Annotated in this window: 17 protein-coding genes; 9 read left to right on the top strand and 8 right to left on the bottom strand. The window is 67.4% G+C overall.

The features are described from left to right. The first annotated feature begins 326 nt into the window (after positions 1-326). On the top strand, positions 327-1,304 hold the full coding sequence (locus tag ACLB90_RS02550; protein WP_411851483.1) for an RluA family pseudouridine synthase: 978 nt from the start codon (positions 327-329) through the stop codon (positions 1,302-1,304). Positions 1,305-1,389: 85 nt separating this feature from the next. Here ACLB90_RS02550 and zupT read toward each other — a convergent pair whose 3' ends face one another. The 3 genes from zupT to ACLB90_RS02535 form a co-directional block, all read right to left on the bottom strand. Then, positions 1,390-2,199 carry a zinc transporter ZupT gene (gene zupT / locus ACLB90_RS02545; protein ID WP_411851482.1) on the bottom strand — a complete coding sequence of 270 codons (810 nt, stop codon included), beginning with the start codon at positions 2,197-2,199 and terminating at the stop codon, positions 1,390-1,392. A 138-nt stretch (positions 2,200-2,337) separates the two neighbouring features. Further along, entirely contained in the window at positions 2,338-2,754 is a 417-nt protein-coding gene (locus tag ACLB90_RS02540; RefSeq protein ID WP_411851481.1) for an energy transducer TonB, read from the bottom strand. A 4-nt stretch (positions 2,755-2,758) separates the two neighbouring features. After that, on the bottom strand, positions 2,759-3,100 hold the full coding sequence (locus tag ACLB90_RS02535) for a 4a-hydroxytetrahydrobiopterin dehydratase (protein ID WP_017357207.1): 342 nt from the start codon (positions 3,098-3,100) through the stop codon (positions 2,759-2,761). Between the two features lie 90 nt (positions 3,101-3,190). Between ACLB90_RS02535 and ACLB90_RS02530 the strand changes: the two genes are divergently transcribed. Next, positions 3,191-3,790 (top strand): NfuA family Fe-S biogenesis protein, encoded by a 600-nt coding sequence (locus ACLB90_RS02530; RefSeq protein WP_411851480.1) that lies wholly within the window; start codon positions 3,191-3,193, stop codon positions 3,788-3,790. A 9-nt stretch (positions 3,791-3,799) separates the two neighbouring features. After that, positions 3,800-5,572 carry a hypothetical protein gene (locus ACLB90_RS02525; protein WP_411851479.1) on the top strand — a complete coding sequence of 591 codons (1,773 nt, stop codon included), beginning with the start codon at positions 3,800-3,802 and terminating at the stop codon, positions 5,570-5,572. 26 nt (positions 5,573-5,598) lie between these two features. On the opposite strand, the gene ACLB90_RS02520 is transcribed toward ACLB90_RS02525, so the two are convergent. Then, positions 5,599-6,027 (bottom strand): barstar family protein, encoded by a 429-nt coding sequence (locus tag ACLB90_RS02520; protein ID WP_411851478.1) that lies wholly within the window; start codon positions 6,025-6,027, stop codon positions 5,599-5,601. After that, complete coding sequence (locus ACLB90_RS02515) at positions 6,024-6,479, bottom strand: ribonuclease domain-containing protein (RefSeq protein ID WP_411851477.1); 456 nt, start codon at positions 6,477-6,479, stop codon at positions 6,024-6,026. The genes ACLB90_RS02520 and ACLB90_RS02515 overlap by 4 nt, the downstream gene beginning before the upstream one ends. Before the next feature lie 220 nt (positions 6,480-6,699). Between ACLB90_RS02515 and ACLB90_RS02510 the strand changes: the two genes are divergently transcribed. Beyond that, the gene (locus tag ACLB90_RS02510) at positions 6,700-7,311 is read left to right on the top strand and encodes a superoxide dismutase (protein ID WP_411851476.1); all 612 of its coding nucleotides are present in this window, start codon (positions 6,700-6,702) and stop codon (positions 7,309-7,311) included. Between the two features lie 66 nt (positions 7,312-7,377). Here the strand turns inward: ACLB90_RS02510 and ACLB90_RS02505 are convergent, their stop codons facing one another. Next, on the bottom strand, positions 7,378-8,208 hold the full coding sequence (locus ACLB90_RS02505) for an endonuclease/exonuclease/phosphatase family protein (RefSeq protein WP_411851475.1): 831 nt from the start codon (positions 8,206-8,208) through the stop codon (positions 7,378-7,380). A gap of 174 nt (positions 8,209-8,382) precedes the next feature. On the opposite strand from ACLB90_RS02505, the gene ACLB90_RS02500 reads away from it, so the two are divergent. Together ACLB90_RS02500 and ACLB90_RS02495 are read left to right on the top strand one after the other, a co-directional pair. After that, positions 8,383-9,945, top strand: a complete 1,563-nt coding sequence (locus ACLB90_RS02500) for an oligopeptide:H+ symporter (protein ID WP_411851474.1) — start codon at positions 8,383-8,385, stop codon at positions 9,943-9,945. Between the two features lie 8 nt (positions 9,946-9,953). Continuing rightward, on the top strand, positions 9,954-10,577 hold the full coding sequence (locus ACLB90_RS02495) for a rhomboid family intramembrane serine protease (RefSeq protein ID WP_411851473.1): 624 nt from the start codon (positions 9,954-9,956) through the stop codon (positions 10,575-10,577). Between the two features lie 124 nt (positions 10,578-10,701). Here ACLB90_RS02495 and ACLB90_RS02490 read toward each other — a convergent pair whose 3' ends face one another. Beyond that, on the bottom strand, positions 10,702-10,881 hold the full coding sequence (locus ACLB90_RS02490; protein ID WP_411851472.1) for a hypothetical protein: 180 nt from the start codon (positions 10,879-10,881) through the stop codon (positions 10,702-10,704). A gap of 264 nt (positions 10,882-11,145) precedes the next feature. Between ACLB90_RS02490 and ACLB90_RS02485 the strand changes: the two genes are divergently transcribed. From ACLB90_RS02485 to cfa, 3 genes are all read left to right on the top strand, one after another. Beyond that, positions 11,146-11,460 (top strand): GNAT family N-acetyltransferase, encoded by a 315-nt coding sequence (locus tag ACLB90_RS02485; protein WP_411851471.1) that lies wholly within the window; start codon positions 11,146-11,148, stop codon positions 11,458-11,460. A gap of 63 nt (positions 11,461-11,523) precedes the next feature. Beyond that, the gene (locus tag ACLB90_RS02480) at positions 11,524-12,378 is read left to right on the top strand and encodes a DUF3298 domain-containing protein (RefSeq protein ID WP_411851470.1); all 855 of its coding nucleotides are present in this window, start codon (positions 11,524-11,526) and stop codon (positions 12,376-12,378) included. Between the two features lie 10 nt (positions 12,379-12,388). Next, a complete protein-coding gene (cfa, locus tag ACLB90_RS02475) occupies positions 12,389-13,507 on the top strand; it encodes a cyclopropane fatty acyl phospholipid synthase (protein ID WP_411851469.1) in 1,119 nt (372 codons plus the stop codon). A gap of 87 nt (positions 13,508-13,594) precedes the next feature. On the opposite strand, the gene ACLB90_RS02470 is transcribed toward cfa, so the two are convergent. After that, complete coding sequence (locus tag ACLB90_RS02470) at positions 13,595-15,760, bottom strand: M3 family metallopeptidase (protein WP_411851468.1); 2,166 nt, start codon at positions 15,758-15,760, stop codon at positions 13,595-13,597. Between the last annotated feature and the right edge of the window lie 382 nt (positions 15,761-16,142).

The raw sequence follows: 16,142 nt of genomic DNA, 5'->3' as shown, positions 1-16,142 counted from the left end.
GCATGCGCGGGGAGGGCGGCTTGGGTTTCCAGCGCTACGACACCACGGCAGGCCGCGGGAGCGCTTCATTTGTTTTGGTTTGGGTGTTTCTGGGCCGGAGGCAGCTTTCAGCCAGGCTGGAGCGCCACAGGGACATGTTCAGCGCAGATGCGTGTCAGACATCCGGCGATGGCCGGGACCGCCGGTGAGCCGCTAACATGGCCGCCCCGGGGGCGGTGGCTGCGCACTGTGCCGGAATCGCGGGAAGTCGGGCTTCTGGCCCAGAACAACTTCCAACGAAATCAATCCCTTATCTCGCCCGCCGAGTGTAACAGAATAAAAGGCCAATGACCGTTACCGAGCCCACCCCCAAAGCCGCTGAAGCCATGACCAGCGTACGTATGATCTCTGTCCCGGCCGACCGCGCCGGGCAACGCCTGGACAACTTCCTGCTCGGCCAGCTCAAGGGTGCACCGCGCAGCCTGATCTACAAGCTGGTGCGCAGTGGCCAGGTCCGGGTCAATGGCGGCCGCGCCAAGGCCGAGCGGAAGCTCGAGGCCGGCGACGAGGTGCGGGTGCCGCCTGTCCGTCTCACTGAAGAGGGAGACAAGGCAGGGCCGCCCGCTGCATTCATGAAGCGCCTGGAAGACGCCATCGTCTACGAGGACGAACGGCTGCTGGCGCTGAACAAGCCGTCGGGCGTGGCCAGCCACGGTGGCAGCGGGATCAGCTTCGGCGCGATCGAGACCCTGCGCGCACTGCGCCCGGGCAAGACGCTGGAACTGGTGCACCGGCTGGACCGGGACACGTCGGGGCTGCTGATCGTGGCCAAGAAGCGGTCGGCGCTGAGCGAACTGCAGGCGCTGCTGCGCGAGGACCACGGGGCCGGCATCCGCAAGCGCTACCTGACGCTGCTGGTGGGGCGCATGCCGGACGGCACGATGACGGTGGACGCCCCGCTGCACGTGGGCCTGCGCCAGGGCGGCGAGCGGCATGTGCAGGTCAATCCGATCGGCAAGGAATCGATCAGCCACTTCAAGGTGCTGGAGCGCAAGGGCGGCCATTCGTACTGCGAGGTGCGCATCGAAACCGGGCGCACCCACCAGATCCGCGTGCACGCCCAGCATCTGGGGCATCCGGTGGCCGGTGACGACAAGTACGGCGATCCGGACGTCAACAAGCGGCTTCGTGAGCAGATCGGGCTGAAACGCCTGTTCCTGCACGCCGCCTCGCTGGAGTTCTCGCTGGACAACGGCAAGACCCCGTACCTGCTCAATGCGCCGCTGGCGGACGAATTGACCGAGGTGTTGAACCGGCTGCGCTGATGGGTGAGGGTCGGCCCTGCACCCGCAGACCTTGGGGCGAACGGCTGTTCGCCAAAGCAGCCGGGCAGAGCCCGGCTCTACGGGTTCACCATTTGAACAGGACCAGGCTGATGGCCAGGCTGCCCATGCCGGCCACCAGGCCGTACACGGTTTCGTGGCCCTTGGCGTAGCGTTTGGCGGCCGGCAGGAGTTCGTCCAGGGCCAGGAACACCATCACCCCGGAGATCAGGCCAAACACCCAGCCGAAGGTGGCGTGGTTGAGCACGCCCGACAGGGCGAAGTAACCGATCGCCGCGCCCACCGGCTCGGCCAGGCCGGACAGCAGGCTGGCGCCGAAGGCATAGAACTTGTTCTGCGTGGCGAAGTACACCGGGACGGCAATCGCGATGCCTTCGGGGATGTTGTGGATGGCGATGGCGAAGGCCAGCGGCATGCCCACCGAGGGGCTTTCCAGGGTGGCGAAGAACGTGGCCAGGCCTTCGGGGAAGTTGTGCGCGGTGATCGCGATCGCGGTCAGCAGGCCGACCCGCTTGATGTAGGCCTTGTTGTTGTCACGGAACAGCGGGTCCTGCTTGTCCAGGCTTTCGTGCGGGTTGGGGATCAGGTGATCGATCACCACGATCAGCAGCACGCCGGCCAGGAAGGCCATCGTGCCGTAGGCGAAGCCGGTCCGCGCGTCGTAGGCCAGGGTGAACGAATCGATGGCCTTGTTGAGGATCTCGGTCAGCGACACGAACACCATCGCGCCGCCGGCGAAGGCCAGTCCGAACGCGAGCAGGCGGGGGTTGGGGCGGCGCGAGAACAGCACCATCAGGCTGCCCAGCCCGGTGGCCAGCCCGGCAGCCAGGGTCACCAGCAGGGCGACCCAGACGTTTTCGCTCGAAATATCCAGCATGCGCTACAGCATCCTTTGCACGGGTAACAACGCGCCGCCGCCCCGGTGGTCGTCACGCCAGTGAAGGTGCGTGCAGGGCAGGCGGTGCGTGATCAGGGGGATGGGGCTGGCGTGCGCTGGCTTCCGGGGGTGGGGCGGTCAACCGCCCCGGCGCAGCCGCTCTTCGATCGAGTAGCATTCGTCGGGCTTGACAAACGGCGGGTTGAAGCTGACCGGCACCTGGATGGTGGTCGACACCGTCTGGCCGGCGCGGGTGGCGGCCTTGAACTGCCAGGCCTGGACCGCCTTCTTCGCCAGCTCGTCGAGCCGGGCGCTCTCGCTGCCGGTGACCAGGGCCACCTCGGCGGGGGCGCCGTCGGCACTGATCACGACCTTGAAGGTGCTGGTGCCGCCGACGTGCTGGCAGGCCAGTTCGATCGGGTACTCCGGCGGCGGCGTCTTCACCGCGGCGACCTCGGTGGGCGGCGCCACCGGTGCGGCCGGTTCAGCGGGCTTGTTGCAGCCGGACAGGGCGGCCACGGCTACGCTGGACAGCAGGATGGACTGCAGTTTCATGGGGTCACTCCGTGAGGGCCGAGGCCTTCGCTGCGCAGATGAAGTCGTTTTCGCTCAGTCCGCCCACGTCGTGGGTGGAGAAGCGCACCACGGCGCGGTCGTAATGCACGCCCAGGTCGGGGTGGTGGTCCTCGCGGTGAGCCACCCATGCCAGGGCATTCACGAACGCCATCGTGCCGTGGTAATTATCGAAGCGGAAGGTCCGGGTCAGGGCCTGGCCCTGTTCGGCCAGCTCCCAGCCGGGCACCTGGGCCAGCAGCTCGGCCACGCGGGCTGCGCCCAGCTTGTGGTCGCTGCCTTTGCGCGGCACGCAATGGGCCTGGGCCAGGGGAATCAGGTCGGCCATGCAATCCTCCACATCTAGATGTCTGAACAATGCGCCGTTCAGTGTATAAACCGAATGAGCGCGTAACGAGCGATTGGCTAGAATAGCCTGATGATCCAGATATCCGACACTGCCCAGTCCTACTTCCGCAAGCTGATCGAGCGTGAGGCCGTGCCCGGCATGGGCGTGCGCCTGAGCGCGGTCGATCCCGGCACGCCGCGCGCCGACGCACGGCTGGAATTCGCCGAACCCACCCAACTGCTCGGCGACGAGTGGGCGGTGGACTGCGACGGGTTCACCCTCTATGTAGACGCCACCAGCGTGGCCTGGCTCGACGGCGCCGACATCGACATCGTCGCCAATGCCGCCGGCAGCCAGCAGCTGACCATCAAGGCGCCCAAGATCAAGGGCGAGGCCCCCACCGATGCCGCCTCCCTGGTCGAGCGCGTGCGCTGGGTGGTGGAGAACGAAGTCAATCCGCAGCTGGCCTCGCATGGCGGCAAGGTGGCCGTGCAGGAAGTGTCCTCCGATGGCGTGGTGCTGCTGCGCTTCGGCGGTGGCTGCCAGGGCTGCGGCATGGCCGATGTCACCCTCAAGCAGGGGATCGAGAAGACCTTGATGGGACGCGTGCCCGGCATCACTGCGGTGCGCGACGCGACCGACCACGACAGTGGCGACGCGCCGTACATTCCACGCGGCACGGCCGCCTGACCGCACTGCGTGCCCTTGCGCCGAGCCGACGAGATTCTCGACTGGTTGCTGGCACGCCAGCCGGATGAACGCATCCTGGAAAAAACCACGGGCCTGCCGTACGGCTGGGGCCTGTGGCTGCGTGCGCTGACGCCGCTGCCGCGCCCGCCGCGCGCCACCGGCTTCGTCACGGAGATGCTGCAGCGGCCGGTGCCCGCGCCGACAGGTCGCCTGCCGGCGCTGGGCGGTGTACAGGCGGTGCGCCGCCTGTTCTGGCAGACCTGGGACCCGGCCCCGCGCGACCAGCGCTGGATGCGCTGGACCTCGGCGGTGATCAGTGCGCTGCTGCACGTACTGTTTGCAGTGCTGCTGCTGTGGGTGGCCCTGGTGCGCACCCCGGTCGATCCGGAGGAGGGCGGCGAAGGCAATCGCATCCAGGTCGCTTTCGTCGGCAAGGGCACCCCGGCCGTTGATGGGGGCGGCGCGTCCAGCGCCGAAGCCGTTGCGGCCAATGCGCCCGCCACACAGATTGATGCCACGGCGGCGGGTGCGTCGGCGCAGGCCGCCACGCTGTCACCGTCGCCGGCGGCCGAGCCCACCGACGCCAGTGCATCGGCCGCGGCACCGCCGCCTGCGGTCGCCGAGCCCGCCCCCCCGGCCGAGGCGACGCCGGCCAACGAACAACCGCTGCAGGCCACCGTCGTGCAGGAGGCCACCAGCGATTTCGTGGTGCCGCCGCCGAGCCTGCCGCGCACCGAAGTCCGTGTGGTGCCGCGCGAACCGCAGGACGTGACCGTGCGCGAACGCACCGTGGCCGTGGTGGAAACACCCGTGGCGCGCCCGACGGTGCCGATGCAGGCCATGCCGGTGCCGCCGCGCGACCGCACCCCGGAGGTCAGCGTGCGCGAGCGCGAGGTGACCCTGATGAGCGAGCGTCCGGTGCCGATGCAGATGCCGCAGTCGCGGGTGGAGGCCACCGTGCCGCAACGCGAACTGCAGGTGCGCGAGCGCGAGGTGCAGCCGGCGCCAACCGCGCCGGTGGCAATGGCCCCGGTGCCGCAGCGCGAGGTCAACGTGCGTGGCGCGGCGGCGGACGTGGAGGTGCGCGAACGCAGCATTCCCAATGCGGCCCCCCGCCCGGCACCCAGTGCGCCCACGGCGGCGGCGGCCGGCACCAGCACCAGTGCCGCCACCACGTCTTCCCCGTCGACGACCGCCGCGCCGGTCCGCGACGGCCCGGCCGCGTCCGCCCCCGCCAGTTCGCGCGCGGGCACGCAGCTGGCGCCGCAGCCCGGCAGTTGGGCCACGCCGCAGCGCGGCGACGACTGGGGTGCCGATGCGCAGGCCCGCGACGGCGCGCGGCGCGGCGCACAGCAGGCCAACCAGGCCGGCACCGGCCTGTTCAATGCCGACGGCAGCGTGCGCGTGCCCGGCGACGACGGCAAGGGCGACCATGAGCGTGGCGCGCCGGGCGGTGACAAGGATGGCTGGAGCCGCGAGCGCATCGCGCAGTCGGGCACCTGGCTGAAGCGCCCGCCGTACGACTACACCCCGACCTCGTTCGACAAGTACTGGGCACCCAACGAGTCGCTGCTCGCCGAATGGGTGCGCAAGGGCATCAAGGCCGTGGAGATTCCGATTCCCGGCACCAGCACCAAGATCTCGTGCGTGGTGTCGATGCTGCAGTTCGGTGGCGGCTGCGGCCTGACCAATCCGAACATGAACGATCAGCCGGCCATCGCGCGGCCGCCGCCGGACATCCCGTTCAAGAAAGAACTGCAGGAAGACAACGGCAGCCGCTGAGGCCCACCGGCCTCAGCACATCCGCCTTACGGCTCCACCCCGGCATCCTGCAGCGCCACGAACGCCCAGAACGGCACGTTCTGCCCGCTCCAGTGCGCGCTGGCCTCGTCCAGGATGTCCAGCAGCGTGTCGAAATCGGCCGCCGCGCCGGCGCGCAGGTCGTCGGCATCGTTGAAGAACAGTGCGTAGCCGTTGGCCGGCAGCCACTGCAGGTCGCGCAGGCTGTCGGTCAGTGCATCCCAGTTGCCGCCGAACCCGGACGGGAAGTCCAGCTGCGCGGCCAGCCGCATCAGCAGCGTGCGCTTGTCGCGGCAGCCGGCGAGGTCGATCCGGCAGATGCGCAATCCTGCATCGCGCATCGCAGCCGACAGCGGAGCGACATCCTCGTTGCCGATCGCGTACACGCCGGCATTGTTGATGTCGTGCAGGCCCAGCTCGAATCCATCATGTGTCATTGCCAGCTCCCGGCCGGTGGTACGTCGAAACTGCGGAAGGTTTCATAGTGGTCGTCGGTATAGAACCACGCGGTCGGCGGGTTGCCGCCGGTGACGATGCGGCGCGCACCGCGGTTGCCGGCCCCCGGGGTGTCGACGGTGTACTCGCGGTAATAGCCTCGCGGGCGTTGCGGCAGGCGCTGTTCGCGGTTGCCGAACACGCTGCCGTCCTGGCGGTGCGGGTACGGCCCACCCTGCTGGATCAGGGCGAGCGTGCGCCGCGCTTCGGCGGGCAGGAACGGTGGCAGCGCATCGTGCGTCCGCGTCGCTGCCGGGGCGGGCACCGGCGCGCCATCGGGCTGGCTCAGCGACGGGGCGAACTGCGGCGGCGGCGGGCGCTGGGCCAGCTTGATGGTGGCCAGGCCGCCAACCAGCAGCACGATGGCGAGCAATAGCAGCAGGGGCTTGCGCATGAGGGCAGGGCAGCAGGAAAGGTGACGCGTACTCTACCGCCATCGGCCTGCATCGCGGATGAGGCAGCCGCGTGCCGTCACCGCTGCATAACAATCACGCGGCACGCGACGCGCGACGAAGAATCCTTTACATGCCCCTTGGTATGCTCGTAGACCATCCCCATCATCGACACCGCAACGCCCGGTCTTCGCCGGGTGAGTGAGCTACCAGGAGAACCACATGGCCTACACCCTGCCCAAGCTGTCCTACGCCTACGACGCGCTCGAGCCGCACATCGACGCGGCCACGATGGAAATCCACCACAGCAAGCACCACCAGACCTACATCAACAACGTCAACGCGGCGTTGGAAGGCACCGAGTTCGCCGACCTGCCGGTCGAAGAGCTGGTGAAGAAGACCAAGTCGCTGCCGGAAAACCTGCAGGGCCCGGTGCGCAACAACGGCGGCGGCCACGCCAACCATTCGCTGTTCTGGACCGTGATGTCGCCCAACGGCGGCGGTGCGCCGGTCGGTGATGTCGCCAAGGCGATCGAAACCCAGCTGGGTGGCTTCGACAAGTTCAAGGATGCCTTCACCAAGGCCGCGCTGACCCGTTTCGGCAGCGGCTGGGCGTGGCTGAGCGTCACCCCGGACAAGAAGGTCGTGGTCGAAAGCAGCGCCAACCAGGACAGCCCGCTGATGGACGGCAACACGCCGATCCTGGCGCTGGACGTGTGGGAACACGCGTACTACCTGAAGTACCAGAACCGTCGCCCGGAATACATCGGCGCGTTCTTCAACGTGGTCGACTGGAACGAAGTCGAGCGTCGTTACCAGGACGCCATCGCCTGATTCCAGGGTACCGATGACGCGACGGCCAGGCAGCGATGCCTGGCCGTTGTCGTTTCCGGCGGGGCGCTACAGGGTCTCGCCCTGCAGGCGCAGCGTGGCCATCACGCCCAGGCGCAACGCGCCGGTCTCGCCCTCGGCGGCCGGCAGCTTTACGTTCTCCTGGCGCAGGCCGTCGAAGTGCTTGACCTGGAACAGCACGTCCAGGCCGTGGCCGCGTGCCGCGCCGGCCATCGATGGCGGATCGACGCGTTCGCCCGGGTTCTTCCGCGCCGGCTGGAAGCCGGGCGTGGTGCGCACCAGCTCGCCGGCCTCGGCGGAAAAGTCGCCGGCGATCAACGAGGGCAGTCCGTCGGAGGTGGCGCCGATCCAGGTCATCAGGTCGCTGGTCTGATGGCGGCGCACGTCCGGCTCGTCCGGGTCCGGGCGCAGCCGCGCGATGTAGATGTTGACCAGCTCTTCCTGCACCTTGACCCGCATCATGCCGGCGGCGCTGAACTGGCCCGGCGGGTGTAGCAGGGTGACGCCGTCTTCGGTGACCGGCAGCCGGGTGAGCATGGCGCTGCCGTGGCGCAGGGGCTGGCTCGGCGGGTCGGCGGTGACGAAGTCGCAGCTGTAGCGCAGGCGGCTGGCCAACCAGCAGGCCGGGTTGCGGCCCTGGCTCTGCAGGACCCGCTGCACGGCGATCACATCCGGCTGCAGGGACTCCAGCAGTTGCAGGACCTGGTCGCGGCGCTGCTGCCACTGGCCGTCGTCGGCGGCCGGCAGTTCCAGGGTGGCGATCTTCAGCAGCCGCGGCCCGCTCTCGGCCTGGCGCGCGCTGGCCGCAGGGGCGGACACGACAAGGGCCAGCAGCAGGAGCCATCCTGGCCAGCGTTCCAACACAGCAGTCGACGTCATGCGCATAACGATAAGTTTACGCTCTGTCCGTCGACGCTTCGTGACTTCCGGCAGCATCTGACGCCATTGGCCTGCCATGTTCACCGGCCGCTGTCATGTAGGGCCGCAGCGTGCGCCGGTGTGGGGCTTCCGGTAAGCTCGCGCCCTTTCGTATTCGCAGGACAGCCCCATAGGATGAGCACGATCGCAGCCGCCAGCGCTGGCAAGGGAAAGATGCCGCGCCAGATTCCCTACATCATCGGCAATGAGGCCTGCGAACGCTTCAGCTTCTACGGGATGCGCAACATCCTGGTGCAGTTCCTGATCACCTCGCTGCTGCTGCAGGAGATCACCGCGGATGGCCGGGCCGGCGAGGCCAAGGACATCATGCACAGCTTCATGATCGGCGTGTACTTCTTCCCGCTGCTGGGCGGTTGGCTGGCCGACAAGTTCTTCGGCAAGTACCACACCATCCTCTGGTTCAGCCTGATCTACTGCGCCGGACATGCCTGCCTGGCCGTCTTCGAGAACAGCCGCGAGGGTTTCTTCGTCGGCCTGGGCCTGATCGCGCTGGGTGCCGGCGGCATCAAGCCGCTGGTGGCCTCGTTCATGGGCGACCAGTTCGACCAGAGCAACAAGCACCTGGCCAAGCTGGTGTTCGATGCCTTCTACTGGATCATCAACTTCGGCTCGCTGTTCGCCTCGCTGCTGATTCCGCTGGCGTTGAAGAACCTTGGCCCGCAGTGGGCGTTCGGCATCCCGGGCATCCTGATGTTCGTGGCCACCTTCGTGTTCTGGATGGGCCGCAAGCGTTATGTGCTGGTGCCGCTGCCGCCGAAGGACCCGCATTCGTTCGGCAATGTGGTGCGCACCGCGCTGACGGCGCAGGTGCCGGGCAAGGGCCGTCCGGGCCGCACCCTGGCCATCCTTGGCGCGGTGCTGGCGGTGGCCTCGATGGGCCTGGTAGGCAGCCTGGGCATCGTGATCTGCCTGTGCATCGCGCTGGTGCTGGTGCTGGCCGGCGTGGGCGGCGGGACCTGGATCCAGCTCGACCGTGCGCGTGCGGTGCACCCGGCCGAGGCCGTGGAAGGCGTGCGCTCGGTGCTGCGCGTGCTGGTGATCTTCGCGCTGACCACGCCGTTCTTCTCGCTGTTCGACCAGAAGGCATCCACCTGGGTGCTGCAGGGCCAGCAGATGGCGATGCCGTCCTGGTTCACCGCCTCGCAGATGCAGGCGCTGAATCCGCTGCTGGTGATGATCCTGATTCCGTTCAACAACCTGGTGCTGTACCCGATGCTGCGCCGCTTCGGCTTCGAGCCGACCGCGCTGCGCCGCATGACCGCCGGTATCGCCTTCAGCGGCCTGGCCTGGATCGTGGTTGGTGGCATCCAGGTGATGATGGATGGCGGCAACGTCATGTCGATCTTCTGGCAGATGCTGCCGTACGCGCTGCTGACCTTCGGTGAAGTGCTGGTCTCGGCGACCGGTCTGGAGTTCGCCTACAGCCAGGCGCCGCAGGCGATGAAGGGTGTGGTGATGAGCTTCTGGAACCTGACCACCACCATCGGCAACCTGTGGGTGCTGCTGTCCAACGCGGCGGTGCGCAACGATACGGTGACCCACCAGATCGCCAGTACCGGGCTCAGCGAGGCGGCGTTCCTGATGTTCTTCTTCGCCGGTTTCGCGTTCGTGGCGGCGTTGGCCTTCGGTTGGTATGCGCGACGCTATCGTATGGTCGACAACTACCGGACCGCCTGAGCCCCGCCATGACCCCCGTCAACCTGCTGCTGATCGCCATCACCGCCATCGTGTCGTGGATGGCGTTCAAGAACCGCGCCCTGGCCGACCGCCTGATCCTGTGGCCGCCGGCGGTGGACCGCCGCCGCCAGTACGACCGGCTGGTGACCTACGGGTTCATCCACGCTGATCTGGGCCACCTGGTCTTCAACATGATCACGCTGTTCTTCTTCGGCGGGCAGATCGAACGGGTGATGGTGCAGCTGACCGGCAGCTACCTGACCTATCCGGCGTTCTATCTCGGGGCGCTGGTGGTGTCGATCCTGCCCAGCTACCTGAAGAACCAGAAGAACCCGAACTACCTCAGCCTGGGCGCGTCGGGGGCGGTGTCGGCGGTGCTGTTCGCCTTCATCCTGATCAGCCCGTGGAGCGTGATCTTCGTGCTGTTCATTCCAGCGCCGGCGATCATCTATGCCGTGTTCTATGTGGGATACAGCATCTGGATGGACCGCCGTGGCGGCGACCGCATCAACCACAGCGCGCACCTTGCCGGTGCCGCGTTCGGCGTGCTGTTCATGCTGATGATGCAGCCGAGCATCTTCAACCACTTCCTGCGCCAGCTGGGCAACCCCACGTTCCGCCCACTGGGCTGATCGGCGGGGCGGGGCGGGAAGGGCGGGTGCCGGCCAACGGTCGGTACCTGTCGGGACCGGGATCACCGGCACCCCGCGGCAGGTCACGGCCGCTGGTCGAGACGCGCGAAAACCGGGAGGCCGCTCAGGCGGCCTTTTTGCTGTCCGCGCCGTAGGTGCTCAGCAGGCGCGCATAGACTTCATTGTCGATCTGGTCGAATTCCCAGCCCTGGGTCTGGCCGTTGACGGCCAGCTCGAACAGGCCTTCCAGCAGCGAGCTGTCGGCGTCCACGGGAAGGGCGGGGGAATGCGGTGCGTTGTCCATGAGGGCCTCCATAAAACGCGATCGGGCAGGCAGGTCTCGCAAAAGCCATGCCAGCTTTCACGCCCTGTCCGTTTCCTATATCGGCTTGAACCGGGCAGGCTTTAGCGGCCTGGCGTGAAAAAGCGGCGCGGGGGCGGGCACGCCAACAACGTGGGCGGGGCAGGATGTGACGTATTGCGTCGGTGGTTGCCCCTGTTCAGGCTTCACGCGATCATGGCGGCCGGCTGCGCACTATCGCGTCAGTCGCCGCAGGAGACAGCGCTCATGGCTTCGGTCACCCCGCCCGGCTTGGCCTACGAGGTGGAGCACGATGAGGTCCAGCATCGCTTCCAGGCGAGGGTGCAGGGTCATCTGGCGTTGTTGGATTACCAGATCCAGACCCGCAACCGGCGCAAGCGGATGGTGATCACCCACACCGAAGTGCCCGAGGCGATCGGCGGCCGCGGCATTGCCGGTGAGCTGACCAAGGTGGCGCTGCGCTATGCGCGCGAACACAAACTCAAGGTGGTGCCCGCATGTGCCTACGCCGAGGCGTTCATGCAGCGGCACGCGGAATACGACGACCTGCTGGCGGGTTGAGCAGCCGGTCATGCTTCAGGCAACACCGCTCATGATGGTGGGTTACAACAAGGGGATGTAAGGATGGACAACGCAGTACACCGCCGCGCGCTGCGCGCCAGCGGACTGGCTCTGGCCGTGATGTTGGCGGCAGGGTGCCAACGCGATACCGATACACAGCCGCCGGCCGCACCGGTGGCCGATTCCGCTCCGGCCGCGCCGGACACCGGCATCGCGCCGGCCGATGCGCCGGTGGAACTGCGCGATGTCATCGAGACGTCGCCGCAGGCGGTGGTGGGCATCAGCTATCCGCCGGACCTGGCCCGCTATCCGGGGCTGGCCAAGGCATTGATCGCCTATGCCGACAGCGCCCGTGGCGAACTGCAGCAGGCCGTGGACGGGTTGGGCAACGACAAGCCGACCATGCCCTACGAGTTGTCGCTGAGCTTCGAGAAACTGCTGGAAACCCCGCAGCTGGTGGTGGTTGGCGCCGATGGCAGCCGCTATACCGGCGGCGCCCACGGTGAGCCGCTGGTGGCGCGCTTTGTCTGGTTGCCCGAGCAGCAGCAGATGCTGACGGCCGATCAGCTGGTGGCCGATGCCAAGGGCTGGAAGGCGGTGAGCGTGTACGTGGCCGACCAGTTGCGCGAGCGTGTGGCCACGCGCCTGAGCGGGGATGATCTGGAGCCGGCGCAGATGCAGGAATCGCTGCGCAACGCCAGCCGGATGATTGCCGACGGCACCGATGCAAGCGTGGAAAATTTCAGCCAGTTCCAGCCGCTCACCGGCACCGACGGCAAGATCACGGCGGTGCGGTTCGTGTTCCCGCCGTACCAGGTCGGCCCGTACTCGGACGGTACCCAGACGGTGGATGTGCCTGCCAGCGTGCTGCTGCCGCATGTCGGCGCCGCCTACGCGGGCCTGTTCGCGCGCGGCTGACGGGGGCGGTATGGACGTTGGCCTGCAACGACGCGTACAGGAGTTGCTGCACGAGGCCGGCGTCCAGGTGGACGGCGACCAGCCCCACGACATCCAGGTGCACGATCCGCATTTCTATACGCGGGTGATGGCGCATGGGTCGCTGGGGCTGGGCGAGAGCTACATGGACGGGCAGTGGGACGCAGCCAGCCTGGATGGGCTGCTGGTGCGTCTGATGCAGGCGCACCTGGACGAACGGGTGCACGGCTGGCGCGAGGTGGCCGATGCGCTGAAGGCGCGGCTGTTCAACCTGCAGGCGGGCTCGGGCAGCTTCGACGTCGGGCGGCGCCATTACGATCTCGGCAACGATCTGTACGAGGCGATGCTGGGCCGGCGGCTGGTGTACAGCTGCGGCTACTGGCCGCAGGCGCTGGACCTCGATGCCGCGCAGGAAGCCAAGCTGGATCTGATCTGCCGCAAGCTCCGGCTGCGTCCGGGCCAACGTGTGCTGGATATCGGCTGCGGCTGGGGCGAGGCGCTGAAGTTCGCCGCCGAACGCTACGGTGTCTCCGGCGTGGGCATCACCATTTCCCAAGAGCAGGCCGAGTACGCCCGCAGGCTGTGCGCGGGCCTGCCGATCGAGATCCGGCTGCAGGACTACCACGACGTCGAGGAGACGTTCGACGCGATCCTGTCGGTGGGCATGTTCGAACACGTGGGCGACAAGAACTACCGCAGCTACTTCGAGATGGCCCGGCGCTGCCTGCAGCCCGATGGCCTGTTCCTGCTGCACAGCATCGGCGGCAATCTGTCGCGCCACCGCACCGACCCGTGGATCGCGCGCTACATCTTTCCCAATTCGATGCTGCCGTCGGCGGCGCAGATCACGGCGGCCTGCGAGGGCCTGTTCGTGCTGGAGGACTGGCACAGCTTCGGCCCGGATTACGACCGCACGCTGCAGGCCTGGCGCGCCAACGTCGAAGCGGCATGGCCGAGGCTGGACGGGCAGCGTTACGACGAGCGCTTCAAGCGCATGTGGCGCTTCTATCTGGCCGGCTCGATGGCCAGCTTCCGCTGCCGGCACGCGCAGCTGTGGCAACTGGTGCTGTCGCCCAATGGTGTGCCCGGCGGGTATATAGCGCCGCGCTAGCCGCGCCTGTAAAAAAACCGCCCGGTTTCCCGGGCGGTTTTTTGTTTCAGACAGCAGATCAAGTGCGCAGCGGACTGACAGTCCGCTCTACTTCTTTTCTGCGGTCAGGCCACGCTTTTCGAGCAGCGGCTCGATCTGCGGTTCATGCCCGGCGAAGTTGCGGAACAGTTCCATCGCATCGACGCTGCCGCCCTTGGACAGCAGGGTGGCGCGGAAATGGTCGCCGTTCTTGCGGCTCAGGCCGCCGTTCTCGCGGAACCACTTCTGGGTGTTGGCGTCGAGTACTTCGGACCAGATGTAGGCGTAATAGCCGGCCGAGTAGCCGCCCATGATGTGGCTGAAGTACGGGGTCTTGTAGCGCGGCGGAACCGGCGCATAGTAGATGCCGTCCTTCTCCAGCGCGGCGCGCTCGAAGGCCATCACGTCCTTGGCGGCCGGGACCTGGTCCGGGCCGATCTGGTGCCAGCGCTGGTCGAGCATGGCCGCACCGAGGTACTCGGTGGTGGCAAAGCCCTGGTTGAACTTGGCGGCGGCAATCACCTTGTCCAGCAGTGCCTGCGGCATGGCGCTGCCGTTCTGGTAGTGCTTGGCGTAGTTCTTCAGGATGACCGGGTTGTCGGCCCACATCTCGTTGACCTGCGAGGGGAACTCGACGAAGTCGCGCGGCACGGCGGTGCCGGAGAAGTAGGGATACTTCACGTTGGAGAACATGCCATGCAGGGCGTGGCCGAACTCGTGGAAGGTGGTGCTCACCTCATCCCAGGTCAGCAGGGTCGGCTGGCCGGCCGGCGGCTTGGGAATGTTGAGGTGGTTGGCGACCACCGGCTTGAAGCCGGTCAGCGCGGACTGGGAGACGTAGGAGTTCATCCAGGCGCCGCCACGCTTGGAGGCGCGGGCGTAGGGGTCGAAGATGAAGATCGCCAGCTGGCTGCCGTCGGCATCGAACACGTCGTAGACGGTGACGTCGTCGTGGTAGACCGGCAGGTCGGTGCGCTGCTTGAAGGTGAGGCCGTACTCAAGGTTGGCGGCGTGGAAGACGCCGTTCTCGAGCACGCTCTTCATTTCGAAGTAGGGCTTGAGCTGGGATTCGTCGAAGTTGTACTTGGCCTGACGCACCTTCTCGCTGTAGAACGCCCAGTCCCACGCTTCCAGGGCGAAGGTCGGCTTGCCGGCGGCCTTCTGTTCCTTGTCGATCATGGCCTGCAGGTCGGCGGCTTCGCGCTTGGCGTTGGCGACAGCGGCCGGGGCAAGCTGGCCGAGCATGGCGTTGACGGCTTCAGGGGTCTTGGCGGTCTGGTTGGTCAGGTTGTAGGCGGCGAAGTTGTCGAAGCCCATGAGCTTGGCCTTGTCGGCACGCAGCTGCATGATGCGCGAGACCAGGGCGGTGTTGTCGAACTGACCACCGCGGCTGCCACGGGTGATGGACGCTTCGTAGATCTTCTGGCGCAGGTCGCGGTTGCGCAGGTTGGTCAGCGGCGGCTGGCCGGTGGTGTTGAGCAGGGCGATGACGTACTTGCCGTCCAGCTTGCGGGCCTTGGCGGCTTCGGCGGCGGCGGCGATCTGCTCGGCCGAGAGGCCGTCGAGCTGCTTGACGTCATCGACGACGACGGCGGAGGCATTCACTTCGTTCTGCACGTTCTGGCTGAACGTGGTGCCGAGGTTGGCCAGCTCGGCGTTCATCGCCTTGAGCTTGGTCTTGTCGGCGTCGTTGAGCTTGGCGCCGGCGCGGACGTAGTTGTCGTAGTACTTCTCGACCAGGCGCACGCCTTCGGCGTCGAGGCCGAGCTGGCTGCGGGTGTCGTACAGGGTCTGGATGCGGGCGAACAGCTTGCCGTTCAGGGCGATGGCGTCGCTGTGGGCGGCGAAGCGGGCCGAGTAGTCGGCCTGCAGCTTCTTGCGCACATCGTTGGTGTCGGCACCGACCAGGCTGAAGAAGACGGTGGTGGCGCGGTCCAGGGTGTCACCGCTCTTTTCGAGGGCGATGAGGGTGTTGTCGAAGGTCGGCTTGGCCTTGTTGTTGGCGATGGCCTCCACTTCCTTCAGCTGCTGGGCCATGCCAGCGTCGAAGGCGGGGGCGAAGTCGCTGTCCTTGATCTTGTCGAACTGCGGGTAGTGCAGCGGCAGCGGGCTGTCGGCGAAGAACGGGTTGGCCTGCTGGGCGGTGTTCGCGGCCGGGGTGGCGGCAACGGCGGAGTAGGCGGGCAGGGCCAGACCAAGGGTCACGGCAACGGCAAGGGCAAGACGGGTGGTCAAGGGGGTTTCTCCGGTCAGACAAGCGCCCGAGGTTAACCCGATGCGAGGGGCGCGGGCTTGTGTCGAAAGGCATGGAATGACGGGTGAAGCGGCATCCCGGAACGTGTCCGCGCCTCGCTGACAATTCGGATGTCTGTAGTGCCGGCCGCTGGCCGGCTCCGCGCAATCCTCGCCACGTGCGGTGCGGAGCGCAGACGCTACCGGCGCCCCGGGCCCGACGCATGTGGCGGCATGGCGCAAACGGCGGCGGTGGGGTTGCCTGCAGGCGTGGGCCGGGCCGGGCATTGCGGGGCACGCCGTGAACCCATCCCTGGGGGCTCGTGGGCGGCATCCATGCCGCCCAACGGCCCCGCAATGCCCGGCCCGACCCACGCCCCCCGGA

Source organism: Stenotrophomonas sp. LGBM10 (genome assembly GCF_046736075.1).
Classification (GTDB): domain Bacteria; phylum Pseudomonadota; class Gammaproteobacteria; order Xanthomonadales; family Xanthomonadaceae; genus Stenotrophomonas.
This window is presented reverse-complemented; position numbering and strand designations above follow the sequence as displayed.

Coding starts and splice junctions, on each gene's coding strand:
- ACLB90_RS02550 (WP_411851483.1), top strand. CDS start 327: ATGACCGTTACCGAGCCCACCCCCAAAGCCGCTGAAGCCATGACCAGC.
- zupT (WP_411851482.1), bottom strand. CDS start 2,199: ATGCTGGATATTTCGAGCGAAAACGTCTGGGTCGCCCTGCTGGTGACC.
- ACLB90_RS02540 (WP_411851481.1), bottom strand. CDS start 2,754: ATGAAACTGCAGTCCATCCTGCTGTCCAGCGTAGCCGTGGCCGCCCTG.
- ACLB90_RS02535 (WP_017357207.1), bottom strand. CDS start 3,100: ATGGCCGACCTGATTCCCCTGGCCCAGGCCCATTGCGTGCCGCGCAAA.
- ACLB90_RS02530 (WP_411851480.1), top strand. CDS start 3,191: ATGATCCAGATATCCGACACTGCCCAGTCCTACTTCCGCAAGCTGATC.
- ACLB90_RS02520 (WP_411851478.1), bottom strand. CDS start 6,027: ATGACACATGATGGATTCGAGCTGGGCCTGCACGACATCAACAATGCC.
- ACLB90_RS02515 (WP_411851477.1), bottom strand. CDS start 6,479: ATGCGCAAGCCCCTGCTGCTATTGCTCGCCATCGTGCTGCTGGTTGGC.
- ACLB90_RS02510 (WP_411851476.1), top strand. CDS start 6,700: ATGGCCTACACCCTGCCCAAGCTGTCCTACGCCTACGACGCGCTCGAG.
- ACLB90_RS02505 (WP_411851475.1), bottom strand. CDS start 8,208: ATGACGTCGACTGCTGTGTTGGAACGCTGGCCAGGATGGCTCCTGCTG.
- ACLB90_RS02500 (WP_411851474.1), top strand. CDS start 8,383: ATGAGCACGATCGCAGCCGCCAGCGCTGGCAAGGGAAAGATGCCGCGC.
- ACLB90_RS02495 (WP_411851473.1), top strand. CDS start 9,954: ATGACCCCCGTCAACCTGCTGCTGATCGCCATCACCGCCATCGTGTCG.
- ACLB90_RS02490 (WP_411851472.1), bottom strand. CDS start 10,881: ATGGACAACGCACCGCATTCCCCCGCCCTTCCCGTGGACGCCGACAGC.
- ACLB90_RS02485 (WP_411851471.1), top strand. CDS start 11,146: ATGGCTTCGGTCACCCCGCCCGGCTTGGCCTACGAGGTGGAGCACGAT.
- ACLB90_RS02480 (WP_411851470.1), top strand. CDS start 11,524: ATGGACAACGCAGTACACCGCCGCGCGCTGCGCGCCAGCGGACTGGCT.
- cfa (WP_411851469.1), top strand. CDS start 12,389: ATGGACGTTGGCCTGCAACGACGCGTACAGGAGTTGCTGCACGAGGCC.